Origin of the sequence: Halobacillus sp. Cin3 (assembly GCF_947311855.1) — a bacterium.
Classification (GTDB): domain Bacteria; phylum Bacillota; class Bacilli; order Bacillales; family Halobacillaceae; genus Halobacillus; species Halobacillus kuroshimensis.
Genome location: NZ_CAMZMV010000007.1, coordinates 50,938 through 76,331 on the forward strand (window position 1 = coordinate 50,938; position 25,394 = coordinate 76,331).

Below are 25,394 nucleotides of genomic sequence, written 5' to 3' on the forward strand. Positions count from 1 at the left end.
GGCGCGACATGATTTATGCTTATCTTTCCCCGTTGTTTTTGATCGTCTGCATCTTCGTTTCGACACTGTTTGTAGTCGACTGGCTCTCTAAAATGTTGATCTATGGATTTCTAGTGAATCTTATATTCCTACCATGGCTCCTTCTTTACCGCTATGAAGATAAAGATACGCAGGAGGGAAAACGCAATGCCGGAGAAGAAACTAACAGCCAATGAAATCGGGCTGCTGTGGACGCAGTACATTCAGAACAGTATGGCCGTCCCAGTACTTCAATACTTAAAAAATACATGTGAGGATGAGGAGGTAAAACCGCTGATCCAGTTGTCGAGGGATTTGGCGGACAAGGGAATCGACACGTGCAGGGCATTTTTTCAGGAAGCCTGTCTCCCTGTCCCCAACGGCTTTTCTCTCGAAGATTTAAACCCGCGGGCGAAGAAATTGTTTACGGATGCCTTTATTTTGTCGTTCTTAGAGCATATGGGGAAGGTCGGTTTAACCTCGGACGGCTACTCCCTCGGGGCTTCTGCGAATAGTGATGTCCGCGCTTTTTTTACCGACCGGATCGATCAGCAGGATAAGCTCTACAATCTAAGTGTGCGTGCGGCACTTGAAAAAGGGATCTATACGAGAGCTCCTCAAATCGAAGTTCTGAATGAGACGGAATACATCGAAAGCAAAGCCTACTACCATCCGTTTCACAAGCGGTCCCTGAATACGATCGAGATCACTCATATTTATGAAAATGTTAAAAACAATGCGCTCGGGGAAGTGGTCTGTCAAGCCTTCGGTCAGACCAGCAAAAATAAAACCGTGAAAAAGTACATGAGGCGTGGAAAACGCATTTCCATCGATCACCGCATCTGCCTTTCCGATATCCTTGAGAATTCCGGAATCACCGTTCCCATGACATCTGCGAGTTTATTGACTACAAGTACTGATCCGGTATTTTCCGACCGGCTCATGATGTATATGATCAGCGTCCTCATATCCGCCGGGCAGGGGAACTACGTCAACGGCGCAGCGGTCAGTCTGCGCTACGACATCGTCTACCACTACCACAAGCTCATGCTGCAGGCGGCCGTCTACGGGAAAGACGGGCTTGATATTATGATTGAGAACGGCTGGTTTGAAGAGCCTCCGCAGGCACCAGACAGACAGAGACTCATCCAATAAACTCAGCGGAAGAGGAATAGACATGAAGGAAAAACGATTGGAAATTATACTATGGAGCATTGCGTTCCCGGGGTTTGGACAGATCTTGAACGGACATTTTATCAAAGGGCTTTCCTTTATCATCATTGAAGTGATTTTGAACTACAACAGCCGCTTCAATATGGCCATCATACACAGCTTTCACGGAGATATCGCCAAGGCGGTCGATGTGACCCATTACCAGTGGCTGATGTTTTACCCGTGTATTTATATGTTTGCCGTATGGGATGCCTACGCCCATGCCGATGGAAAGGTTCCGGCCTATTCGTTTCTTCCGTTTGCTTTTTCTGCCTATTTCGTCACGGTGGGATTGATTTTTTCATCCACTCTTCGTTTGTTTGGTGTATTGATTGGCCCCATCTGGCTTCCGATACTCTTTCTTATTCCCGGCATTGGAAGCGGTTTGATCCTGAGGACGCTCCTTCTCCGCTACGCCGATCATTCCTCCTGAATATGCCCCCGGCTTGTTTGAACATTCCATGATGGTGGAATGAGCACACTAAAACAAGTTGGAGGAGGAATTGAAATGAATCGACAAGAACGTCAGACACAAGGCCAGCCGGGTCAGGAGCAGGAGCGTCAGCCAGGTACAGAGGAAGCGATGAACCCATCTCCTCTGCAGGCGGATGACGATTACAAAAGTGGGAATAAGCTGCATGGGAAAGTGGCATTGATTACAGGCGGCGACAGCGGCATCGGCCGTTCCGTCGCGATCGGATACGCCAAGGAAGGCGCAGACGTAGCCATCTCCTACTTAGAAGAGCATGAAGATGCCGAATATACGAAAAAACAGGTCGAAGCCGAAGGACGCCGCGCCATCTTGATTGCCGGGGACGTCGGTGAGGAATCCGTCTGTCAGGAAGCGGTGGAACGAACGGTCAAAGAACTCGGAAAGCTTGATATTCTTGTGAACAACGCAGCCGAACAGCACCCGACTGACGACCTGCTGAACATTTCAACAGAGCAGCTGGAGTCTACATTCAAAACCAACATCTATTCGGTCTTCCATATGACGAAAGCTGCGCTGCCTCATTTGAAGCAGGGAAGCTCCATCATCAATACAGCTTCCGTCAACCCTTATGTCGGGAACCCCGATCTTGTGGACTATACCGCTACGAAAGGGGCCGTCGTTGCGTTCACCCGTTCTATGGCGAAACAGCTTGTAGACAAAGGGATTCGTGTCAACGGGATTGCGCCGGGGCCGATCTGGACACCGCTCATCCCATCCACCTTCTCTGAGGATAAAGTGGAACAATTCGGTACAAACACCCCGATGGGACGCCCGGGGCAGCCGGTGGAGCACGTGGGAAGCTATGTGCTGCTGGCCTCTGATGACTCCACGTATATCACCGGACAGTTCATCCATATCAACGGTGGCATGTTCACGTCAAGCTGAGGAGAGGAAGAGACCTATGCCGGAAGGACCGGAAATCCGCCGTGCTGCGGATCAAGTAGAAAAAGCACTCAAAGGTCGGGCCGTGCTCGACCTTTTTTTCGCCTTTGAGCGGTTACAGGAGTATGAGGAGATTTTACAGGGGGATGTCGTTGAGAAAGTGGATACGAAGGGAAAAGCGATGCTCATCCGCTTCCAAAGGGGCTACACGATTTACTCGCACAATCAGCTGTACGGCAAATGGATGATCCGGAACGCCTATAACTACCCGGACACCAACCGCCAGCTCCGCCTTGCGCTGCACAATGAAAAAAAGTCCGCCCTGCTATATAGTTCTTCGGATATTGAAGTGCTCCGCACAGAGGAAGCAGAGGAACACCCGTTTATCCAGAAGACAGGGCCTGACCTGCTCAGTGAACCGGTAACAGCAGAAGATCTGTTCGAACGCTTCATCAGCAGAAGGTTCCGGAACCGCAAATGGACATCCCTGCTGCTCGATCAGTCGTTTATTGCCGGCATCGGCAACTATCTGCGCAGTGAAATTCTATTCAAGGCCGGCATCTCCCCTTCCGCCCGCCCTTCTGATTGTTCAGAGGAACAGCTCCGGAAAGCCGCCGGCGCATCGATCGATCTGACGTGGCAGTCATACCGCCATCAGGGCATTACGAATGATTTGGAACTGGCCGGTCAGTTGAAGAAACAGGGCGTCAAGCGCCGGAACTACCGTCACTGGGTGTTCAGCCGGGCAGGTCAGCCCTGTCGGATCGACGGCACAGAAATCGAGAAGATCCAGGCAGCTTCCCGACGGCTCTATTATTGTCCGACGTGTCAGAAACATCCGGAACGCTAGTGGAAAAAGATATGCTCCGCATGGATGCCCTCCTCCCCAAGGGTAAGCATACCGAAAGAATAGAAAGGAAGCCGGCGTTTGTCCGTAACGGATCCCGGATTGAACAGCAGCGTCTTTTTAAAGTAACGGAGAACAGGAATGTGGGAGTGGCCGTAAATAATAAGGTCCGGGGGATGCTCCTGGAAAGCTTCCACCGCCCGCTTTTCCGTCGTTTTCTTTTCCCCGTGACCGTGGACGACGCCGATGGAATACCCGGCCCACGTTACGAGCTGTCGTTTGGGCACGATCTCTTTCATGTCCTCACCATCAACGTTGCCATACACGCCTGTGACAGGAGCAAAGCGGCTCAGTTCTTCAAAAACGTCCGGCGTCTGCCAGTCACCGGCATGAATGATCTGGTCCGCTTCTTGTAACGCAGACACCAGACGATCAGGTAGACGGTACGCTTTTTTCGGCATATGCGTATCTGACAGCACGACAATTTTCATCAAGAGTCCTCCTGAAAAAAGCCACCCTATCGGTCTATGATAGAGTGGCTTGATGTTATTGAATCGGTGTTTTATTCGGTGTGCCCGCTTTACGCGGGTATTTTTTCGGTGTTTTCCGCCGTTTTTCAACGATGGCAATGTTCCGTTCACTGCCCTCTTCCGGAAGCTCGAACGTGTAGATATCCTTCACTTCGCCTCCGACCGTTTGAATAGCGATCTCGGCCTCTTCCATTTCGTCCCTCAGGTTCGGTCCCTTCATAGCCATGAAGCGGCCGCCCTTCTGCGTCAACGGCAGACAAAGCTCACTCAGGACGGACATCCGGGCGACGGCACGGGCCATCACCAGGTCATAGCTTTCCCGAAAGCTCGTGTTTTTCCCGAAGTTTTCGGCACGATCATGGTAAAAAGCGACATCATCCAGCTCCAATTCGTGGGCTAAGTGGTTCAGGAACGTGATCCGTTTCTTCAACGAATCGACAATCGTCACCTTCAGATGCGGGAAGACGATTTTCAGCGGCAGACTAGGGAAACCAGCCCCCGCTCCGACATCACAGATACGGAGGGGTTCGGAAAAATCATAGTAAAAAGCCGCTGTCAAAGAATCATAAAAATGTTTTAAATACACGCCTTCCTGATCGGTAATGGCGGTCAGGTTCATTTTTTCGTTCCACTCGACGAGAATTTCGAAATAACGCTGAAACTGGTGCTGCTGCTGTTCATTTAGTTCAATGCCTTGTTCTTTTAAAGCGTTCAGAAAGGTATTCGTATCCATAAACCCATCCTTTCGAGTTATTCTCCAGACACTCGGGCGATTTTTCCCTGCTCAATATACACAAGCAGAATCGAAACATCCGCCGGGTTCACACCGGATACACGGGAAGCCTGTCCGACAGAAAGTGGACGGACCGCTTTCAGACGGTCACGCGCTTCGGAAGCCAAACCGTGGATGGCATCGTAATCGATGTTCTCTGGAATTTTTTTCGTTTCCATCTTCTTCATACGGTCAATCTGCTCGATCGCCTTCTTGATATAACCGTTATATTTCGTTTGGATTTCAACCTGCTCTTTGACATCATCCGGCAGTTGAATCTCACTGGCACTTAGGCGCTCAATGTGACTGTAATTCATTTCCGGACGTTTCAAAAGATCTACCGCGCGGATGGCGTCTTTCAATTTCGAGCCTCCCGCTTCTTCGATGACGGCCTGTACCTCATCGGTTTCCTTTAGAATCACTTTATCGAGACGTTTTTTCTCATCTTCGATCAAACGCTGCTTCTCAAGGAAACGGTTGTAGCGGTCCTCAGGAATCAACCCGAGCTGATACCCGATTTCGGTCAGGCGGAGGTCCGCATTATCATGACGCAGCATGAGACGGAATTCAGCACGGGACGTCAAAAGACGATACGGCTCGCCGGTTCCTTTTGTGACAAGGTCATCAATCATGACACCGATATAGCCCTGGGAACGGTCTAGAATCAGTGTCTCAAGATCAAGGGCTTTGGCAGCGGCGTTGATTCCCGCCATCAGACCCTGCCCCGCTGCTTCTTCATAGCCGGATGTTCCATTCAGCTGACCGGCTGTGAAAAGACCATCAATTTTCTTCGTTTCAAGTGTCGGCCACAGCTGTGTAGGTACGATGGAGTCATACTCGATCGCATAGCCGGCCCGCATGATTTCAGCGTTTTCCAGACCTGGCACTGTCCGCATCATTTCGTTCTGGACGTATTCAGGCAGGGATGTCGACAAGCCCTGGACGTACACTTCCTCCGTGTCACGACCTTCCGGCTCAAGGAAAATCTGGTGACGCGGCTTATCATTGAAGCGGACGATTTTATCCTCGATGGACGGGCAGTAGCGCGGTCCAGTCCCTTTGATCGCCCCGGAGTACATCGCTGAGAGACCGAGGTTATCATTGATGATTTTGTGGGTGTCTTCGTTCGTATACGTCAGCCAGCAAGGGATCTGATCCGTAATGAATTCGGTCGTTTCATAGGAAAAGGAGCGAGGCTCTTCTTCCCCTGGCTGGATTTCCGTTTTGGAATAATCAATGGTATGGCTGTTGACGCGCATCGGTGTTCCAGTCTTGAAGCGGACCATCTCAACCCCCATCTCTTCCAGCTGTTCGGAAAGAGAAACTGTGGAACGCTGGTTGTTCGGTCCACTTTCATAAGAAATATCTCCGATAATGACGCGGCCACGCATGAATGTTCCGGTCGTTACGATAACCGTCGGCGCATAATAGGCTGCCTTCGTTTCCGTGACGACGCCTTTCACCTGGTCGTCTTCGACGAGCAGCTGCTTCACCATCGCCTGGCGCAGGGTCAGATTTTCCTGATTTTCAAGCACACGCTTCATTTCTTTGATATAAAGCGGCTTATCCGCCTGGGCACGCAGTGCACGTACCGCCGGACCTTTTCTCGTATTCAATAGACGCATCTGGATGTGGGTCTTATCAATCACCTTACCCATCGCGCCTCCTAATGCATCAATTTCCCGGACAACGATCCCTTTAGCCGGACCCCCGATGGACGGGTTACACGGCATAAAGGCGACAAGGTCGAGGTTCAGGGTCAGCATCAATGTCTTCGCCCCGCGGCGCGCCGCTGCAAGTCCTGCCTCTACGCCCGCGTGACCGGCACCAATTACTATTACATCATAATGCCCTGCATCATATGTCATTTGGATGTCTCTCCTTTAAATAGTTGTTCCAAAATCACTCTATATTTACGAACCAACACTTATTTACCTAAACAGAACTGGGAGAACAATTGATCAATCAAGCTGTCATGCACCGATTCACCGACAATTTCTCCAAGAATTTCCCACGTACGGGTGACATCAATTTGAACGACATCCAGAGGGACGCCCATTTCCATCCCGTTCTGTGCGTCTTCAAGCGCCTGCTTGGCCTGCTTCAGCAGCTGCACGTGGCGGACGTTGGAAACATACGTCATATCGCCGGCATCAAGGTCTCCTTCAAAGAAGGTCTCGCCGATCGCCTGCTCAAGCTGATCGATCCCTTCTTCACGGATCAGTGCCGTCGTAATGACCGGCTGATCGTTTGCGAGCTCCTTCACACGCTCAAGATCGAGCTTTTTCTCAAGGTCAGTTTTGTTCACAATGACGATCACATTCATATCGCTGATCGCTTCAAACAGCTTCTCATCTTCCTCGGTCAGTTCATCGCCATAGTTTAACACAAGCAGGATCAAATCGGCTTCCTTCAGCACTTGACGGGAGCGCTCCACACCAATCCGCTCGACAATATCTTCCGTTTCACGGATCCCTGCCGTATCGATCAGCCGCAGAGGCACACCGCGGACATTGACATACTCTTCGATGACATCCCTCGTCGTCCCCGGGATTTCCGTTACGATGGCTTTGTTTTCATGAACAAGGGCATTCATCAATGAGGACTTCCCGACGTTCGGACGACCGATAATCGCCGTCCCGAGACCTTCGCGCAAAATCTTACCCTGCTTGGCCGTCTCTAAGATCCGCTCGACCTCCTCATGCACTTCCTTCGTTTTCTGCTCCATCATGTCATGCGACATTTCTTCGACATCATCATACTCCGGATAATCGATGTTCACTTCGACGTGAGCAAGAGTCTCCAAAAGCTTCTGACGCAGATTGTGAATCAGGTTCGACAGACGGCCATCCATCTGCTTCAGCGCAACATCCATCGCCCGGTCTGTCTTGGCACGGATCAGATCCATAACCGCTTCGGCCTGGGAAAGGTCGATCCGCCCGTTCATAAACGCACGCTTCGTGAATTCCCCCGGTTCAGCAAGACGGGACCCCGCAGCCAGTGCGATTTCAAGCACCCGGTTCACAGACACGAGTCCACCGTGGCAGTTAATCTCAACGATGTCTTCTCTCGTAAATGTTTTCGGGGCACGCATGACAGAAACCATCACTTCCTCTGCCATTTCACCGGTTTCCGGATCGATGATCTTTCCGTAATGCATCGTATGGGAATCGACGTTGTTTAAATCCTTCCCTTGAAAAAGACCGGCAGCTGTCGAAACAGCCTGGGGACCGCTCAAACGGACGATGGCAATGGCTCCTTCCCCCATCGGGGTGGAAATCGCCGCTATTGTATCTGTTTCCATACGTTTTCACCTCCTGAAATGATTGGCTATCTATAGTTATCCACATTATTTTTCACTAGTCACTAACATACTACCTTACCACACACCCGTGTGTTTTGAAAAGATATCCGTATCGAAATCTGCATCCAGGGTTATCCACATGTGCATAACCTTCTATCTATCATCTTTTCCCCGCAAGAGGTCTCCGATACCCTCTTGTGGACAAGCGTACAGCCAAAAAAATACTCCTGCCGGCTTTTATGGCAGAAGTATTTGTTGAAATCAGCGTGGGTGAATGACGACATGCCGGCGCGGATCGTTTCCGTCCGACGATGTTTTCACTTGTTCATGTTGCTGCAAAGCATTGTGAATGATTTTTCTTTCATAGGAAGGCATCGGCTCAAGCCGAACGTCCCGGTTCGTCCGGACCGCTTTATCTGCCAACCGTCCCGCCAGGTTCTCAAGTGTTTCTTTCCGACGGCTTCGATACCCTTCAGCATCAAGCATAACGGTATAAAAAACGTCAGATTCGCGGTTGACGACGAGCTGAGCCAGATATTGAAGTGAATTCAATGTCTGGCCGCGCTTGCCGATCAGGACAGCGATCTGCTCTCCCTCCAGGTTGAGGAAGATATCCCGCTGCCGCACTTCCGAATGGACCTGAACAGGAGCTCCCATTTGTTCTGCTACTTCATAGATGAATGTTTCAGCATCCTGCAGAGGATTTTTCTTGATGGATACTTTGACAATCGCTGGTTTGGAGCCAAACCCAAGAAATCCTTTTTTACCTTCATCAATGATATCAATGGTGACTTGATCTTTTGATGTCTGTAATTGCTCTAATGCAGATTGGACCGCTTCATCAATGGATGGACCCGTAGCAGTTAATTGTTTCACTCACTTGCTCCTCCCGTCGCATCTTTCATCATTGGTTTACGGATGAATACCGTCTGCAGAATCATAACGATGTTACCGACGATCCAGTACAGGGCAAGGGCAGATGGGAAGAAGAATGCGAATGTACCGATCATCAGCGGCATTACATAAAGCATCATCTGCATCTGCGGGTTCTGCGCTGCTGCGCCGCCCGCCATCATTAATTTTTGCTGCAGGAAGGTCGTTCCAGCTGTCAAAATGGCGAGGAATGGATCGGATGAACCGAGTTCCAGCCATAGGAAGTTATGCGTCTGAATCTCCGAAGTTCTCATGATGGCATGATAGAATCCGATCAAAATCGGCATCTGCACGATAATCGGCAGACAGCCCGCCAGCGGGTTCACGCCGTGCTTTTGGAACAGCTGCATCGTCTCCTGCTGGAGCTTCTGCTGTGTCTGGGCATCCTTGGATGAATATTGTTCACGAAGACTCTGTAATTCCGGTTGAATATCCTGCATCGCTTTGGAGCTTTTCAGCTGCTTAACGTTCAACGGAAGCAGAACCAATCGAATGATAATCGTTACAACGATAATCGACAATCCATAGCTGCCACTGAAAAGGTCCGCAAAATATAGTAGGGTTTGAGACAATGGCCATACGATATACTCGTTCCAAAAACCTGTGCTATCCGAGTTGATTTCCTGGTTTACCTGCGTACACCCGGATAGGAACGTAAGCACGCCCGCCATGGCAAGCAGTGCTATCATTTTATTGCGCAACGTTCCTTCCTCCTTAAATGACTCTTCACTTTTTCTTTTATCAAAACGATCGTACTACGACAATCATAAGTTTAGCATTAATGACTGTCCTTTTTCTATAACGATTACGTGCGAATTTTCTTATTTAGAAGCTTGGACCTCATAAGTACATGGGTCAGGCTTTTCTTTATTTCATGAAAATCCATCTGGCTGGCCGGCTTACGTGCAATGACCACCAGATCATAGTGAGGATGGATATCGTCTTCCAGCTCATGAAAGGCCTGGCGCAGATAGCGCTTAATCTGGTTGCGCTTGACCGCATGTCCCAGCTTCTTGCTGACGGAAAGACCGATGCGGAAATGCGTCTGCTCTTTTTTCTTCATGTAGTAGATCACCAGCTGCCGGTTGGCGAAAGACTGGCCGCCTTGAAAGACCTTCTGAAATTCCTCGTTTTTCTTAATTCGATTTACTTTCTTCATCGAACACCCTCCAGATGAGTGAACATAGAGGGAGATACTGCCCTCACATTCCGATCAATCCCGTTAAAACGTTCTCAAATTATCCTTAAAATAAAAGCGGGACGTTCGATCCGCCCCACTTTTGACTTTCCCTATTCTGAAAAAAAGACCACTGATAGTTTTCAGTGGCCTATGCGGATAGAACTTTTCTTCCTTTACGACGACGGCGTGCAAGGACTTTACGTCCATTTGCAGAGCTCATGCGTGAACGGAAGCCGTGTACTTTTTTACGCTTACGATTATTTGGTTGAAACGTGCGTTTACTCATTATATATACACCTCCTGGGCAATAATCCAATAAAACAATTAAAAGGCAGTCTTGAACAGTATAATAAAATGCCCCCTGAATTGTCAACTCGATTTTCATTCTTCCTTTTTCCAATTATGCACGACGTTATATAACAGGTTGTAGTATAACACAACAAAAAAGCCCCCGGAAGCGGTCTCCATTCCTTTTACATGACGAACATACACAGCCATTGTGTATAATTTTTCAGCTGATTTTGACTGTCCACAACAAATATCGACAAGAAAATCACAGAATCCAGTGTTGTGGATGAAAGTTTTCTACAAGCCCTTGATATTGTGGATAAGTTACGCCGACCCATTGCAAGCCGTGTTTTTATCTGGTATCATATTTGTGTTTAACAGCGATTGACTTCAAAACAGCTGAGATCTTTTCCACAGTCTGTGGATAACATGTGGACAGTTATTAACAGACCTGTTCATGCAGTTATACACAAGCGTGTGGACAATGGAAATAACTCTCTGGAAGTCTAGTAAAATCAACATTCAAACATCCACACCCGTGCAGCACTGCCGGGGAGGTACAACCTTATACAAACCTTATACGAGCGCCTTTCGATCCTTTTGCTACGTTCGAAAAAGAGAACGAAAGGTGTTTTTGTTTTCCAATGAAACAGAGAGGGGTGAAACAATTTGGAGAACATCCACGAACTATGGAACAATACGCTGGACCATATAAAAGAAAAAATCAGCAAGCCCAGCTTTGAAACGTGGCTTAAAGCGACAAAAGCCGACTCCCTTAGTGAAAATACACTGACAATCGTCGCTCCAAACGAATTCGCCAGAGACTGGCTTGAAAACCAATACGAAAGCTTGATTACAGAAACGTTATATGAAGTAACGGGTGCGGAACTGGAAACAAAGTTCATCATTCCAGAATCCAAGGACGATGCCCTGGAGGATGTGAAGTTGTCTTCCAAAAAGGTTCCGAATGTAAAAAATAACGGAAATGAAGAGTCGCCTCAGAGCATGCTCAATTCCAAATATACCTTTGATACATTCGTCATCGGATCCGGCAACCGCTTCGCCCATGCGGCCTCACTGGCTGTAGCCGAAGCACCGGCAAAGGCCTATAACCCGCTGTTCATCTATGGAGGGGTCGGGCTTGGGAAAACACACCTGATGCACGCCATCGGCCATTATGTGCTTGACCATAATCCAAATGCCAAAGTCGTTTATCTGTCCTCGGAAAAATTCACGAACGAATTCATCAACTCGATCCGGGACAACAAGGCCGTCAATTTCAGAAATAAATACCGCAGCGTTGATGTCCTTCTTATTGATGACATCCAGTTCCTCGCGGGCAAAGAGCAGACACAGGAGGAATTCTTCCATACGTTTAATACACTCCACGAGGAAAGCAAGCAGATCGTCATCTCCAGCGATCGTCCGCCGAAAGAGATCCCGACCCTTGAGGATCGTCTGCGTTCCCGCTTCGAATGGGGGTTGATCACAGACATTACACCGCCGGACCTGGAAACAAGAATCGCTATTTTGAGGAAAAAAGCGAAGGCAGAAGGGTTGGATATCCCGAACGAAGTCATGCTTTACATTGCCAACCAGATTGACACCAACATCCGTGAACTGGAGGGCGCCTTGATCCGTGTCGTCGCCTACTCTTCCTTGATCAACAGCGATATCAATGCCTCTCTGGCAGCGGAAGCGCTGAAGGATATTATTCCAAGCTCCAAGCCGAAGGTGATTACGATTGAAGCCATTCAGGAGATGGTCGGAGAGAAATATAATGTGAGACTGGAAGATTTCCCTGCTAAAAAACGGACGAAATCTGTAGCCTTCCCCCGCCAGATCGCTATGTATTTATCAAGAGAACTGACCGATTTCTCACTGCCGAAGATTGGGGAAGAGTTCGGCGGACGGGACCATACCACCGTCATTCATGCTCATGAAAAAATCTCAAAAATGGTCGCGGATGATCAGCAGCTCCAAAAAGAGCTCGATGAAATCAAAGAGCAGCTCAAATCCCACTAGTGGATAATGTGGACAGTGGTTGCAGGTTCATCAACAACCTATCCACATGTGTATAACAAGCCACATAAAGGCTTTAATAAGGTTATCCACAATTCCACAGCCCATACTAGTACTATTACGACCTTTTTTATAAAAAAATATATAATAAATGCTCATTAGGAGGAGTGTTCGGAAATGAAATTTGTCATCCAGCGGGATCAGTTGATGGATAGTGTGCAGAATGTCATGAAAGCCATATCTTCAAGAACAACGATTCCAATCTTAACGGGAATGAAATTAGAAGCCACTTCAGAAGGCATTAAATTAACAGGCAGTGATTCAGATATCTCAATCGAATCTTTTATCCCTGCAGAAGAAGATGGCATTGTCTATGCAGAAGATATTGAACCGGGCAGCATCGTCCTTCAGGCTAAATATTTTCCTGATATCGTCAGAAAGCTCCCACAGAACACCGTGGAAATCACCAGCGATGAGTCGAGAAATGTCACAATCCGCTCAGGGAATGCAGAATTCCACTTGAACGGCCAGGACCCTGAAGAATATCCACAGCTTCCTCAGCTTCATACGGAGGACAGCTTTGAACTGCCGATTGATCTTTTGAAAAACCTGATCAGACAGACGGTATTCGCCGTATCCACTTCAGAAACGCGCCCGATTCTTACAGGTGTCCATGTGAAAATGGATGAAGGCAGCCTGGAATTCATTGCAACGGACAGCCACCGCCTGGCATCAAGGAAAGTACCTCTTGACCAGCCGGAAGGAAAATCCCTGCCTGCGGTCGTCATTCCAGGAAAGAGTCTGACAGAATTGAATAAAATTCTTGCCGATTCGGATGATAAGATTGAAATCAGCGCGACAGACAACCAGGTCCTTTTCCGTACGAAGCACTTATACTTCCTGTCCCGTCTGCTGGATGGAAACTATCCAGAAACGTCCCGCTTGATTCCGGAGCAGAGTAAAACCGTCGTCAAAATCGATGCCAAGGATCTTCTTCAGTCCGTCGACCGTGCCTCTCTATTAGCAAAAGAGAACCGCAACAACGTCGTAAGACTCGTTACCAAAGAATCCAACCATCTTGAGATTACCGGGAACTCACCGGAAGTCGGAAATGTCGTGGAAGAAGTAACCGCGAATGATGTCGATGGGGAAGACTTGAAAATCTCTTTCAGTGCGAAATATATGATGGATGCCTTGAAAGCTGTCGACTATGATCAAGTCAAAGTCGAATTTACGGGTGCCATGCGTCCGTTCCTGATCCGCCCTGTCGATGATGATCAGATTCTTCAGCTGATCCTTCCCGTACGGACATACTAAAATATAAATCGTTGAATAAAAGAAGGTGCTCGATAACTTTCATAGGAGCACCTTCTTCTTTTTGTCCTCAAAAACAGCAGGAATCCGTAGAAAAAGCACCCTGTGGAAAACCGCAGGAAAGAAGAAATATAGTTATCCACATTGGGGATATCCGGTGAAAAAACCGGCAGCAGGAGAGTTCGAGGGATTGGACTTTCCTTACACCTTTATCTTTAGTAAAATATAGAGATAGGTGAATTCATGAAATAGGGTGAAAATATATGAGCGAAGAAATTGGAATCAGCACAGAATACATCCCACTCGGGCAGTTTCTGAAATTAGCGAACGTTGTCGAATCTGGTGGAATGGTGAAAATTTTTCTGGCTGAATTTGAAGTGAATGTAAATGGTGAACCGGAAAACCGCAGAGGCCGGAAACTGTACGTGGGCGATACAGTGGAGATTGAGGAATTCGGCAGCTATACAGTTGTAAGCGAAGGGTAACTCCCTCCATCTATGTATATCCATGAACTGTCCCTGCGTTCTTATCGTAATTACGAGCAGCTTTCATTGAGCTTCGACCATACAATCAATGTGATTATTGGTGAAAATGCCCAAGGAAAGACGAATTTGATGGAAGCCATCTATACGCTTGCCTTTACCCGGTCCCACCGGACGCCGCGGGACAAAGAATTGATACAGTGGGACCAGGAATATGGTAAAATAAAAGGGACGATCTATAAACGTAACCGCCGCTTTCCTCTGGAGATCATCATTTCCAACAAAGGGAAAAAAGCGAAGTTGAATCATATTGAGCAGAAGCGTCTGAGTGACTATATCGGCGCTTTGAATGTTGTCATGTTTGCACCTGAGGATTTGAATCTCGTCAAAGGGAGTCCTCAGGTGCGTCGTCGGTTTATTGACATGGAAATCGGCCAGATCCAGCCCGCGTATATCTATCATCTCGGGCAGTATCAAAAGATTTTGAAACAGCGGAACCACCTGTTGAAGGATCTTCAGCGCAAACCGCAGGCTGACAGGACGATGCTCGGCATCCTGACCGAGCAGCTGGTGGAGCATGCCGTGACCATCATTGAACGGCGTTTCAAGTTTCTCCAGCTGCTCAGATCCTGGGCAGGTCCGATCCATGAAGGGATCAGCCGCAGCCTTGAACAGCTGGAAATTTCCTATGATGCGAGTGTGAAAGTATCAGAGGATATGAATTTGGAAACAATAAAGAAGACGTATATAGAGAAGTTCCAGGAAATCGAAACGAAGGAAGTCGAACGGGGGACCACTTTGGCAGGCCCTCACAGGGATGATCTGGTTTTCTACGTAAACGGAAAAGACGTCCAGACATACGGGTCGCAAGGTCAACAGCGGACGACAGCCTTATCTTTGAAACTCGCTGAAATTGAACTGATTCATAGTGAAGTAGGAGAATATCCGATTCTGCTGCTGGATGACGTTCTAAGCGAACTGGATGATTTCCGTCAGTCCCACCTGCTTCATACAATCCAGGGGAAAGTCCAGACGTTTGTATCGACTACGAGCATAGACGGGATTGAGCATGAAGCTTTGGAAGAAGCCGCCATTTTCCGTGTGAAAGAAGGAACGATCGAGATAGAGAAATGAGGTGTACCGCATGTTTATTCACATTGGGGATGATCATGTGATTCAGTCGAAGGATGTCGTGGCTATTATCGATCATAGTTTGATTTCCTCCTCATCCATCATCGAGGAAATGATCGTCAGCCAGCGGAAAAACAGACGCGTCATAGAATCACAGGAACATCAGGCAAAAGCCATTGTCATTACAAGTGATGTTATTTATTTCAGCCCTCTTTCCGTGTACACGCTGAAAAAGCGGGCGAACATGATGACGACGCTGAACAAGCTCGAGGATTTTTCCGAAGAGCCGATGGAATAGATAGAGAGAACATTTGGTGTAAGAGATTACTGTCAAACCACTTGAGAAATGTAGGTGAGTACCATGAAGGAAGATATTATCGAAGAACAGCAGGCCTATGATGAAAGTCAGATACAGGTGCTTGAAGGTCTGGAAGCTGTTCGGAAGCGTCCCGGCATGTACATTGGATCCACCAATGAAAAAGGACTGCACCACCTCGTGTGGGAAATTGTCGATAACAGTATCGATGAAGCGATGGCCGGCCACTGTGACCACATCCAGGTCATGATTGAAAAAGATAACAGCATTACCGTTACGGATAACGGCCGCGGTATTCCTGTCGGTATTCAGGAAAAAACCGGACGTCCGGCTGTTGAGGTTATTTTGACGGTTCTTCACGCCGGAGGTAAATTCGGCGGAGGCGGCTATAAAGTCTCCGGAGGACTTCACGGTGTCGGTGCTTCTGTTGTAAACGCCCTGTCTACAAAACTGGAAGTCTTCGTCCACCGTGATGGTCAGATTCACTACCAGTCCTACAAGCGCGGCGTACCGGAAGAAGACTTGAAAGTAGTCGGGGAGACCGATCAAACCGGTACCCGCATTCATTTTATCCCCGATGATGAAATCTTCCAGGAAACGCAGGAATACAAGTTTGAAATCCTGGCCAACCGGCTGCGTGAGCTTGCCTTTTTGAATAAAGGCCTGACGATCACGATTGAAGATAAACGTACGGATGAAGATCCCGTCGATTACTACTACGAAGGAGGCATTCTTTCCTACGTTGAACATATGAACCGCACCCGTGAAGCGATTCATGATGCGTTCTTCATCGAAGGGGAGCAGGATGAAATCTCCATCGAAATCGCTATGCAGTACAATGACGGTTTCGCCAGCAATATTTATTCCTATGCCAACAACATTCATACGTATGAGGGCGGGACACACGAATCCGGTTTTAAAACCGGACTGACCCGTGTTATCAATGATTACGCGAGAAAGAACAGTATGTTCAAGGAGACCGATCCGAACCTGACCGGTGATGACGTTCGTGAAGGTTTGACAGCGATTATTTCCATCAAGCACCCGGATCCCCAGTTCGAGGGGCAGACGAAGACGAAGCTCGGAAACAGTGAAGCCCGTACCGTTACCGATGCGCTGTTCTCGGAATCCTTCTCAAAGTTCCTGTTTGAAAACCCGACGATGGCGAAGACGATTGTCGAAAAGGGTCTGATGGCTTCCCGTGCCCGTATGGCTGCGAAGAAAGCGCGTGAACTGACACGTCGTAAAAACGCGCTGGAAGTTTCCAACCTGCCTGGTAAACTGGCGGACTGCTCTTCCAAGGATGCCAACATATCAGAACTGTATATTGTTGAGGGTGATTCCGCGGGTGGATCAGCCAAACAGGGAAGGGACCGTCATTTCCAGGCGATTCTTCCGCTGCGTGGTAAAATCATCAACGTCGAAAAAGCCCGCCTTGATAAGATCCTGTCCAACAATGAGGTGCGTGCCATTATTACAGCCCTCGGTACAGGAATCGGGGAAGAGTTTGATATTTCCAAAGCCCGTTACCATAAAATCGTGATCATGACGGATGCTGATGTGGACGGCGCCCATATTCGGACGCTGCTTCTCACTTTCTTCTACCGTTACATGCGTCCACTGATTGAATCGGGTTACATTTACATTGCCCAGCCGCCTCTTTACAAAATCCAGCAGGGCAAAGCGGTGTACTACACGTACAGCGACAAACAGCTGGATGCGAAACTGGCGGAGCTGTCCAGTTCACCGAAACCAAGCGTCCAGCGTTATAAGGGTCTTGGAGAGATGAACCCGGAGCAGCTTTGGGAAACGACAATGGATCCGGAAACACGGACGATGCTGCAGGTCAGCCTGGAAGATGCGATTGGAGCGGATGAAACGTTTGATATCCTGATGGGAGACAAAGTGGAACCGCGTCGTAACTTCATTCAGGAAAATGCGCAGTATGTTCAAAACCTTGATGTGTAAGAGATAGATCGGAGATGGAGCTTTTTTCATAAGGCTCCTCTCTTCCTTTAAGGCAACTAGGAGGTAAATAGAATGGTCGATCAACCCGAGCGCCCGCGCGTGCAGGAAATCAATATCAGCCAGGAGATGCGTACATCCTTCCTGGACTATGCGATGAGTGTTATCGTCGCCCGGGCTCTGCCTGATGTCAGAGACGGTTTGAAACCTGTACACCGCAGAATACTATATGCCATGCACGACCTCGGTATGCATGCAGACAAAGCTTACAAGAAATCCGCCCGTATTGTCGGAGAGGTGATCGGTAAGTACCACCCTCACGGTGATTCCGCCGTTTACGATACGATGGTGCGGATGGCGCAGGACTTCAACTACCGCTATATGCTTGTCGACGGACACGGAAACTTCGGTTCTGTCGATGGCGATGCAGCGGCAGCGATGCGTTATACCGAAGCCCGGATGTCGAAGATCTCCATGGAGATTCTCCGGGATATCAACAAGGATACGATAGACTACAACGACAACTACGATGGCACGGAGCGGGAGCCGGAAGTGCTTCCAGCCAAATTCCCGAACCTGCTCGTTAACGGAGGGTCGGGAATTGCCGTCGGTATGGCGACCAACATTCCGCCTCATCAGCTTGGGGAAGTGATCGACGCGGTGCTGGCGTTAAGTAAGGATCCGGAGATTACCATCCAGGAATTGATGGAGAACCATATTTACGGACCGGACTTCCCGACAGCTGGTAAAATCCTCGGTTTAAGCGGGATTCGTAAAGCGTACGAAACCGGAAAAGGCTCATTGACCGTCCGCGCCCATGTGGAAATCGAAGAGCAGTCCAATGGTAAATCATTCCTGATTGTTACGGAGCTTCCTTATCAGGTGAACAAAGCCCGGCTCGTCGAAAAAATCGCCGACCTCGCCCGTGATAAGAAAGTGGACGGAATTACCGATCTTCGTGACGAATCGGATCGGAACGGCATGAGGATTGTCATTGAACTGCGCCGGGACGTCAACCCGAATGTACTGCTGAATAACCTGTACAAAATGACGGCCCTGCAGTCCACATTCGGCATTAACATGCTGGCCCTCGTCAACGGCCACCCGAGAGTGCTCAACCTGAAACAGTGCCTGGAATATTATTTGGATCACCAGAAGGTCGTCATCCGGCGCCGTACAGAATATGAGCTGAAAAAGGCCGAAGCCCGGGCTCACATCCTTGCTGGTTTAAGAATTGCTCTTGATCATCTGGATGAAGTCATCGCATTGATTCGTGAATCGCAGACGACGGAGATCGCCCGCACAGGCTTGATGGAACGCTTCAGCCTTTCAGAAAAGCAGGCCCAGGCGATCCTTGATATGCGTCTGCAGCGCCTGACTGGTCTTGAGCGCGAAAAGATCGAAGAAGAATACCAGGATATTATGAAGCTGATCGCTGAGCTGAAAGCGATTCTTGCGGATGATGAGAAAGTATTGGAAATCATTCGCGGGGAACTGATGGATATTAAAGAGCGCTACAATGATGAGCGCCGCACAGAAATCGTGCTCGGTGGTACAGACTTCATAGAAGACGAAGACTTGATTCCTGAGGAAACGGTCATCGTGACCCTGACTCATCAGGGATACATCAAGCGTCTTCCGGCCAACACCTACCGATCCCAGCGCCGCGGCGGACGCGGAGTGCAGGGAATGGGTACCCATGAAGAGGACTTTGTAGAGCATCTGCTTTCCACGTCCACCCACAATACGCTGTTGTTCTTCTCGAACAAAGGGAAGGTCTATAAGGCGAAGGGCTATGAAGTACCGGAGTTCAGTCGTACAGCGAAAGGGATTCCGATCATCAACATGCTGAACGTGGAGCGTGATGAGTGGATCAACGCCGTGATTTCCGTCAATGAATTCGCTGATGACTGGTACCTCGTTTTCACAACGAAGAACGGAATCACCAAACGGACAACCCTTTCCCAGTTTGCCAACATCCGCAAAGGTGGTCTGATTGCCCTTGGACTGCGCGAGGATGATGAATTGATTTCCGTCCGCCTGACAGATGGAAACAAGGACATTATGATTGGAACGAAGAATGGGTACCTGATCCGCTTCAACGAAGACCAAATCCGTGCCATGGGCCGTACAGCAGCAGGAGTGAAGGGAATATCACTCCGCGATGACGATGATGTCGTATCCATGGAAATCGTTGATGATTCCCTGCAGGTGCTGACCGTAACAAGTAAAGGTTACGGCAAGCGTACACCGGCAGATGAATACCGCATCACCAACCGCGGTGGTAAAGGAATCATCACATGTAACCTGACAGATAAAAATGGCCATGTCGTCGCAACGAAAGCCATTAACGGTGAAGAGGATATCATGATCATCACCGAAAGCGGCGTCTTGATCCGTATGCCGATGGAAAGCATTTCCGAAACCGGCCGGAACACACAAGGCGTCCGTCTCATCCGCCTCGGCGATGGGGAGGAAGTTGCAACGGTTGCACGAGTGGATTCCGAGAAGGAAGAAGAGGAAGCAGCAGAGCTGATGGACCAGGAGTCTCCAGAAGAGACGCCTGTGGTCGAAGGTCAGCCGGAAACAACAGAAGATCCTTCAGATGAATCATAAAAACACATGATCGTCGCCTGTCCCTTTGCGGCAGGCGGCTTTTTTTATACCTTATTGGAAGGGTGGAGGAAAATAATGAAAGTGGCTTCTGAAAAAGTGGAGACCGGCTGTCTGCTTATCAAGGACGTGATGGGGCGTACCCATCGACCGATCATACCTAAAAATACGACATTAACACCGGTTCATATCGATGTTTTGAAAAGCTTCCAGGTCGAGTACGTGGAGGTGGCCACCCGTAAAGCTGACGGCCGTCCATTTACAGCCGGGGAAGCGGGAGAGAAGGAAGGTTCTGCAGCATCCTCTCTGCCTGGAAGGAAAACGAAGACCGTTCTTTCCTTCCAGGATGAATACAGGGAAGCCGTCCAGGCATACAAGGAATGGTTCCGCGCATGGCAGGGCGGGGCACCTGTCGATATGGGAGCCGTCCGCAGCGTCATGGTCCCTCTATTGGAAAGAACGGCGTCTGCTTCCAAGGAAGTCTTTCACCTGCATCATCTAAGCACCAGCGAGGACTATATCTACCACCACAGCATAGCGACAGGCGTGATGGCCGGGTACCTGGCCTCCAAACTTGGGCTCAATTACGGAGAATGGATTCAGGTCGGCCTGGCCGGCGTGCTGTGCGACGCGGGGATGGCAAAAATCGATCAGCGGATCCTTCATAAGCAGGGCGCCTTGACGGAACGGGAATACGAACATGTAAGAAATCATCCGACCTATTCCTACCGCGCCATTGAACGCATTCCTTCTCTAAGCAGTCAGGCAAAACTCGCCGTCCTCCAGCACCATGAGCGTCTCGATGGCACCGGCTACCCGCTTGGGCTGACGCAGAAAAAGATTCATACGTTCAGCCAGATCATTGCTGTCTGCGATATGTTCCACGCGATGACGAGTGAGCGGATCTACCGCTCGAAGCAGTCCCCGTACAAAGTATTGGAGGAGCTGCTGCATGAACATTTCGGCAGGTATGACCATAAAGTCATAGAAACGCTGAAAAAAGAAATCGCCAATTTCTCAACAGGCGTAAAAGTCCGCCTTTCGGATAAGCAGGAAGCGGAGGTTCTTTTTGCGGAAACGTCCCATCCGACCCGGCCGATGATCAAGCTGTTGGAAACCGGGGATATCATCCAGCTGAAGGAATACCTCCAGCTTCATATTGAAGAAGTGTACGATTGAATCAAAGACCGGCCTCTGTCATTGAACGGACAGGTGCCGGTCTTTTAACCATGTGCTGATCAATGCCGGCACCTGATCCATTGCGGACTGCAGAAAATGAACGATAAAGACATAATCCTCCCTGTCCCGCATCTGCTCCATCTCTCCCCACCAATCCCCTTCGTAACGGACGAGCATACTGAGGTTGTACAGAACGGCAAAATAACTGAGCAGTTCCGGCCATGCCGTTCCTTCACATTCAAGCTTCTTTTTTTTCAACGAGTAAAGGTCCCGCATAGCTGGTAAAGGACGGAGCAGTTCATCCATGGCCGCTTTTTCTTTCTCTGCGGAAAAACCGAACAGATGAAAGGCGGCATGAGGGAACAGCCCGTGCGGCTGAATTCGGATTTCATCCTCAAGAAAACGGTATTGCTGCTTCTTTCTTTTCCGTGTCGAAAGTCCGTGGGCAAGCACTTTGGCAGTAGCCGGATAGCCGGGATCCACCGTCAATAGACAGGCCTTCAAATAATGGTTCAGACCGTAATATAAAAGGAGAGGCTGCACACTTAAAGGGGTGGAGGAGGCAGAGCTGACATATTCTCCCCCCAAGGTGAGTCCGTACATGAACCGCTCCGCATTGTTGTAGGCATGGTGCTCCACTCTGGAATGCTTCCCATCCGTATAGCAGGCATGCAGAAATGGACGGGTGTGAGAGGTTACCTGCATGTACTGCAAAAAAGGATCAAGCCGTCTCATTATCGTTCTTCCCTCCTTTTTCATCCGCTTCTCCGCCTTCATTTTTATGGTTGAAAAAGGGCGGTCATTGTCGTATTGTAAATAACAATAAGAAATGGTAGCTTCCTGCTGTTCCACTTATTTTACCCACTTATACCCAGAATATTTTTAAGAAAAAGGAGAGGTCAAGCATGCGTGAAGACAAGTTTGCAAAAGAAGGATTAACGTTTGATGATGTACTGCTTTTACCTGCGAAATCTGATGTACTGCCCCGCGATGTATCCCTGAGGACAGAACTTTCCCCGACTCTCAAGCTGAACATGCCGATTATCAGTGCCGGTATGGACACAGTGACAGAAGCGGCGATGGCCATTGGAATGGCACGCCAGGGTGGTCTTGGTGTCATTCATAAGAACATGTCCATTGAAGAGCAGGCGGAACACGTCGACCGTGTTAAACGCTCCGAAAGCGGCGTCATCACGAATCCGTTCTTTTTAACTCCCGAGCACCAGGTGTTTGATGCCGAGCATTTGATGGGCAAATTCAGGATTTCCGGTGTTCCGATTGTGAACAATGAAGAAGAGCAGAAGCTTGTCGGCATTTTGACAAACCGTGACCTCCGTTTTATTGAAGACTATTCCATTCAGATCCAGGAAGTGATGACGAGCGAAAACCTTGTCACAGCTCCTGTGGGGACAACGCTCGATGAAGCTGAAAAGATTCTTCAGAAATATAAGATCGAGAAGCTGCCGATGGTCGATAATCAGGGCATCCTGAAAGGCCTGATTACCATCAAGGATATTGAGAAAGTGATTGAATTCCCGCAGTCGGCCAAGGATGAACAGGGACGCCTGTTGTGTGCAGCCGCTGTCGGTGTCACAGCCGATGCAATGACACGGATTGATAAGCTTGTCGAAGCGGGTGTGGACGCCCTTGTTGTCGATACAGCCCACGGCCACTCCCAGGGCGTCATCGCACAGGTGAAACGGATCCGTGACCGCCATCCGCACGTCAACATTATCGCTGGAAACGTCGCGACTCCTGATGCCACCCGCGAACTGATTGAAGCAGGAGCGGATGTGGTTAAAGTCGGTATCGGACCTGGATCGATCTGTACAACCCGTGTTGTCGCCGGTGTCGGCGTGCCGCAGATTACAGCGGTATATGACTGTGCGAGAGAAGCGGCGGAACTAGGTAAGCCGGTCATTGCCGACGGCGGCATTAAATATTCCGGTGACATCGTCAAAGCGCTTGCTGCCGGAGGACATGCGGTTATGCTCGGCAGCCTGCTTGCCGGTGTATCCGAAAGCCCTGGAGAAACGGAAATCTTCCAGGGACGCCGTTTCAAAGTATACCGCGGTATGGGTTCCGTCGGTGCGATGGAGTCCGGATCCAAGGACCGTTATTTCCAGAACGAATCGGAATCGAAAAAGCTTGTACCAGAAGGCATTGAAGGCCGGATGCCTTATAAAGGACCTCTTGCGGACAGCATCCACCAGCTGCTCGGCGGTCTCCGTTCTGGTATGGGGTACTGTGGAACACCGGACCTTGATTCTCTGAGGTCGGACAGCCAGTTCACACGCATCACAGGAGCGGGACTCAGAGAGAGCCATCCTCACGATGTCCAGATCACAAAAGAATCGCCGAACTACTCCGTTTGACCTAGATAGACAGGGACTATTCCCTGTCTATTCTTTTATATACGCATGTGATAAAATAACAGGGATGCATAATTTAAGGGTGGAGGTAGAGAAAGTGACACAAAGATTTAAAACATCTATCGCCTTAATCATGTCCTTGTTGATCGGGATTTTCGCTGTAAGTGCCAATCCCGGACATACATACGCAAGCGTAGATGTTGGGGCAAAATCAGCGATACTTGTAGATGCAGAAAGCGGGAAAATTTTGTTTGAGAAAGAAGCGGATTTGACACTGCCGCCGGCCAGTATGACGAAGATGATGACCGAATATCTCGTCATGGAGGCTGTGGAAGAGGGGAAAATCAGCTGGGATCAGAAGACCCCTGTCAGTCAGTATGCTTTTGATATATCAGCCAATCCGGAATTTTCCGGTGTCGGCTTACGTTTAGATGAACAATACACGGTTCGTGAGCTTTATGAAGCGATGGCGATCAACTCGGATAACGCAACGACGATTGCGCTTGCTGAACTGGTAGCTGGAACCGAAGGCGAATTCGTCAAAATGATGAATGCCAAGGCAGAGGAAATGGGACTGCCGGATTATGAGTTTGTCAATGCCACTGGGTTGAACAACAACCATCTGGGGGACAACTATCCTGAAGGCACCGATCCGGATGCCACCAATATGATGTCGGCCAAGTCGGCGGCTCTGCTGGCTTATCATTTAACGAATGACTATCCGGAAGCGCTGGAGGTTTCCAGCAAGCCTACATTGGAATTCGCCGATCAGACGGTGACCAACTGGAACTGGATGCTTCCTGGTATGCCGGGGCAGAACTTGAAGCAGTTTGAATATGAAGGTATGGACGGCTTGAAGACCGGTTACACAGAACTTGCCGGCAACACATTTACAGGAACGGCTGAGCGTGACGGCCAGCGGTTCATCTCTGTTGTGATGAAATCGGAATCACGTTCCTCCCGTTTCAATCAGACACGGACACTTCTTGATTACGGATTCAACCAGTTTACAAGGCAGGAGCTTCTGGCTGCCGGTGAAACGGTTGAGGATCAGGATTCTCTTTCTGTGACGAAAGGAAAACAAGATGCTGTTGCGATTGAGACGAGTGAAGCTTTGAGCACCCTTTTAAAGAGCGGCGAACAAGAAGAATATGAGGTGGAGTTTGTCATCTCTGAAGATCAGCTCAACGAAGACGGCGAGCTTGTGGCGCCTGTTGAGAAAGGTCAGAAAATCGGAACAGCCAAGCTTGTCTACACAGGGGACGAAAGATACGGAAACCTTGTGAAGGAAGAAGGACAGACGGTTGATATCGTCACTTCGGAAGCGGTGGAGAAAGCCAACTGGTTCATGCTGATGCTTGGTGGCATCGGTGAATTCTTCAGTGATATCTTCACAGGAGCCGTCGATATGGTGAAAGGCTGGTTCTAACGGTAAAATCCCTATTTAATGAGTGGGAATTAAGGCTGAGATGCGATACAATAGAGAGTAAGAATCTATGATTCAAAAATAAATGCTTGAACGATATAGCTGTTAGGGAGGA

At 49.0% G+C, this 25,394-nt stretch carries 24 protein-coding genes; 15 read left to right on the forward strand and 9 right to left on the reverse strand.

What is annotated here, in order from left to right; translation table 11 throughout:
* The first annotated feature begins 8 nt into the window (after positions 1–8).
* The 5 genes from QMA39_RS17510 to nei all read left to right on the forward strand — a co-directional run bounded on the left by QMA39_RS17510 (position 9) and on the right by nei (position 3,455).
* The gene (locus QMA39_RS17510) at positions 9–215 is read left to right on the forward strand and encodes a hypothetical protein (protein ID WP_206934976.1); all 207 of its coding nucleotides are present in this window, start codon (positions 9–11) and stop codon (positions 213–215) included.
* Positions 187–1,173, forward strand: coding sequence for a DUF3231 family protein (locus tag QMA39_RS17515; RefSeq protein ID WP_281659435.1), 987 nt, complete (start codon positions 187–189; stop codon positions 1,171–1,173). Before QMA39_RS17510 ends, QMA39_RS17515 begins: the two co-directional genes overlap by 29 nt.
* A gap of 22 nt (positions 1,174–1,195) precedes the next feature.
* Complete coding sequence (locus QMA39_RS17520; protein WP_027955869.1) at positions 1,196–1,663, forward strand: hypothetical protein; 468 nt, start codon at positions 1,196–1,198, stop codon at positions 1,661–1,663.
* 75 nt (positions 1,664–1,738) lie between these two features.
* Positions 1,739–2,608 carry an SDR family oxidoreductase gene (locus QMA39_RS17525; RefSeq protein WP_281659436.1) on the forward strand — a complete coding sequence of 290 codons (870 nt, stop codon included), beginning with the start codon at positions 1,739–1,741 and terminating at the stop codon, positions 2,606–2,608.
* Between the two features lie 16 nt (positions 2,609–2,624).
* Positions 2,625–3,455 carry an endonuclease VIII gene (gene nei / locus QMA39_RS17530; RefSeq protein WP_281659437.1) on the forward strand — a complete coding sequence of 277 codons (831 nt, stop codon included), beginning with the start codon at positions 2,625–2,627 and terminating at the stop codon, positions 3,453–3,455.
* Here nei and QMA39_RS17535 read toward each other — a convergent pair.
* The 8 genes from QMA39_RS17535 to rpmH form a co-directional block, all read right to left on the reverse strand.
* Positions 3,452–3,943, reverse strand: coding sequence for a metallophosphoesterase (locus QMA39_RS17535; RefSeq protein WP_281659438.1), 492 nt, complete (start codon positions 3,941–3,943; stop codon positions 3,452–3,454). The genes nei and QMA39_RS17535 overlap by 4 nt on opposite strands.
* Positions 3,944–3,998: 55 nt before the next feature.
* On the reverse strand, positions 3,999–4,715 hold the full coding sequence (gene rsmG, locus QMA39_RS17540) for a 16S rRNA (guanine(527)-N(7))-methyltransferase RsmG (protein ID WP_027955865.1): 717 nt from the start codon (positions 4,713–4,715) through the stop codon (positions 3,999–4,001).
* A 17-nt stretch (positions 4,716–4,732) separates the two neighbouring features.
* Positions 4,733–6,622, reverse strand: coding sequence for a tRNA uridine-5-carboxymethylaminomethyl(34) synthesis enzyme MnmG (gene mnmG, locus QMA39_RS17545; protein WP_281659439.1), 1,890 nt, complete (start codon positions 6,620–6,622; stop codon positions 4,733–4,735).
* A 59-nt stretch (positions 6,623–6,681) separates the two neighbouring features.
* Complete coding sequence (gene mnmE, locus QMA39_RS17550; RefSeq protein ID WP_027955863.1) at positions 6,682–8,058, reverse strand: tRNA uridine-5-carboxymethylaminomethyl(34) synthesis GTPase MnmE; 1,377 nt, start codon at positions 8,056–8,058, stop codon at positions 6,682–6,684.
* A gap of 261 nt (positions 8,059–8,319) precedes the next feature.
* On the reverse strand, positions 8,320–8,934 hold the full coding sequence (gene jag / locus QMA39_RS17555; RefSeq protein ID WP_027955862.1) for an RNA-binding cell elongation regulator Jag/EloR: 615 nt from the start codon (positions 8,932–8,934) through the stop codon (positions 8,320–8,322).
* The gene (gene spoIIIJ / locus QMA39_RS17560) at positions 8,931–9,692 is read right to left on the reverse strand and encodes a YidC family membrane integrase SpoIIIJ (protein ID WP_027955861.1); all 762 of its coding nucleotides are present in this window, start codon (positions 9,690–9,692) and stop codon (positions 8,931–8,933) included. Before spoIIIJ ends, jag begins: the two co-directional genes overlap by 4 nt.
* Positions 9,693–9,796: 104 nt before the next feature.
* Positions 9,797–10,150, reverse strand: a complete 354-nt coding sequence (gene rnpA / locus QMA39_RS17565) for a ribonuclease P protein component (protein ID WP_027955860.1) — start codon at positions 10,148–10,150, stop codon at positions 9,797–9,799.
* A gap of 169 nt (positions 10,151–10,319) precedes the next feature.
* Positions 10,320–10,457, reverse strand: a complete 138-nt coding sequence (gene rpmH / locus QMA39_RS17570; protein ID WP_084163166.1) for a 50S ribosomal protein L34 — start codon at positions 10,455–10,457, stop codon at positions 10,320–10,322.
* 671 nt (positions 10,458–11,128) lie between these two features.
* Between rpmH and dnaA the strand changes: the two genes are divergently transcribed.
* The 8 genes from dnaA to QMA39_RS17610 all read left to right on the forward strand — a co-directional run bounded on the left by dnaA (position 11,129) and on the right by QMA39_RS17610 (position 21,481).
* Positions 11,129–12,484 carry a chromosomal replication initiator protein DnaA gene (gene dnaA, locus QMA39_RS17575; protein WP_027955859.1) on the forward strand — a complete coding sequence of 452 codons (1,356 nt, stop codon included), beginning with the start codon at positions 11,129–11,131 and terminating at the stop codon, positions 12,482–12,484.
* Positions 12,485–12,658: 174 nt separating this feature from the next.
* Positions 12,659–13,798: a DNA polymerase III subunit beta gene (dnaN, locus tag QMA39_RS17580; protein ID WP_281659440.1), complete on the forward strand. Its 1,140-nt coding sequence runs from the start codon at positions 12,659–12,661 to the stop codon at positions 13,796–13,798.
* A 260-nt stretch (positions 13,799–14,058) separates the two neighbouring features.
* Complete coding sequence (gene yaaA / locus QMA39_RS17585; RefSeq protein ID WP_027955857.1) at positions 14,059–14,280, forward strand: S4 domain-containing protein YaaA; 222 nt, start codon at positions 14,059–14,061, stop codon at positions 14,278–14,280.
* Positions 14,281–14,292: 12 nt separating this feature from the next.
* Positions 14,293–15,411, forward strand: coding sequence for a DNA replication/repair protein RecF (recF, locus tag QMA39_RS17590; protein ID WP_027955856.1), 1,119 nt, complete (start codon positions 14,293–14,295; stop codon positions 15,409–15,411).
* Between the two features lie 10 nt (positions 15,412–15,421).
* Positions 15,422–15,706, forward strand: a complete 285-nt coding sequence (locus QMA39_RS17595) for an extracellular matrix/biofilm biosynthesis regulator RemA family protein (RefSeq protein WP_027955855.1) — start codon at positions 15,422–15,424, stop codon at positions 15,704–15,706.
* A 75-nt stretch (positions 15,707–15,781) separates the two neighbouring features.
* On the forward strand, positions 15,782–17,692 hold the full coding sequence (gene gyrB, locus QMA39_RS17600) for a DNA topoisomerase (ATP-hydrolyzing) subunit B (protein ID WP_206935068.1): 1,911 nt from the start codon (positions 15,782–15,784) through the stop codon (positions 17,690–17,692).
* 72 nt (positions 17,693–17,764) lie between these two features.
* Entirely contained in the window at positions 17,765–20,305 is a 2,541-nt protein-coding gene (gyrA, locus tag QMA39_RS17605) for a DNA gyrase subunit A (protein WP_027955853.1), read from the forward strand.
* A 75-nt stretch (positions 20,306–20,380) separates the two neighbouring features.
* Positions 20,381–21,481: an HD-GYP domain-containing protein gene (locus QMA39_RS17610; protein WP_281659441.1), complete on the forward strand. Its 1,101-nt coding sequence runs from the start codon at positions 20,381–20,383 to the stop codon at positions 21,479–21,481.
* An 18-nt stretch (positions 21,482–21,499) separates the two neighbouring features.
* Here QMA39_RS17610 and QMA39_RS17615 read toward each other — a convergent pair whose 3' ends face one another.
* Positions 21,500–22,216 carry a YaaC family protein gene (locus QMA39_RS17615; RefSeq protein WP_281659442.1) on the reverse strand — a complete coding sequence of 239 codons (717 nt, stop codon included), beginning with the start codon at positions 22,214–22,216 and terminating at the stop codon, positions 21,500–21,502.
* 170 nt (positions 22,217–22,386) lie between these two features.
* Here QMA39_RS17615 and guaB point away from each other — a divergent pair, with 170 nt between their 5' ends.
* Together guaB and QMA39_RS17625 are read left to right on the forward strand one after the other, a co-directional pair.
* On the forward strand, positions 22,387–23,856 hold the full coding sequence (gene guaB / locus QMA39_RS17620; RefSeq protein WP_206934994.1) for an IMP dehydrogenase: 1,470 nt from the start codon (positions 22,387–22,389) through the stop codon (positions 23,854–23,856).
* A 94-nt stretch (positions 23,857–23,950) separates the two neighbouring features.
* The gene (locus QMA39_RS17625; RefSeq protein WP_281659443.1) at positions 23,951–25,282 is read left to right on the forward strand and encodes a serine hydrolase; all 1,332 of its coding nucleotides are present in this window, start codon (positions 23,951–23,953) and stop codon (positions 25,280–25,282) included.
* The last annotated feature ends 112 nt before the right edge of the window (positions 25,283–25,394 follow it).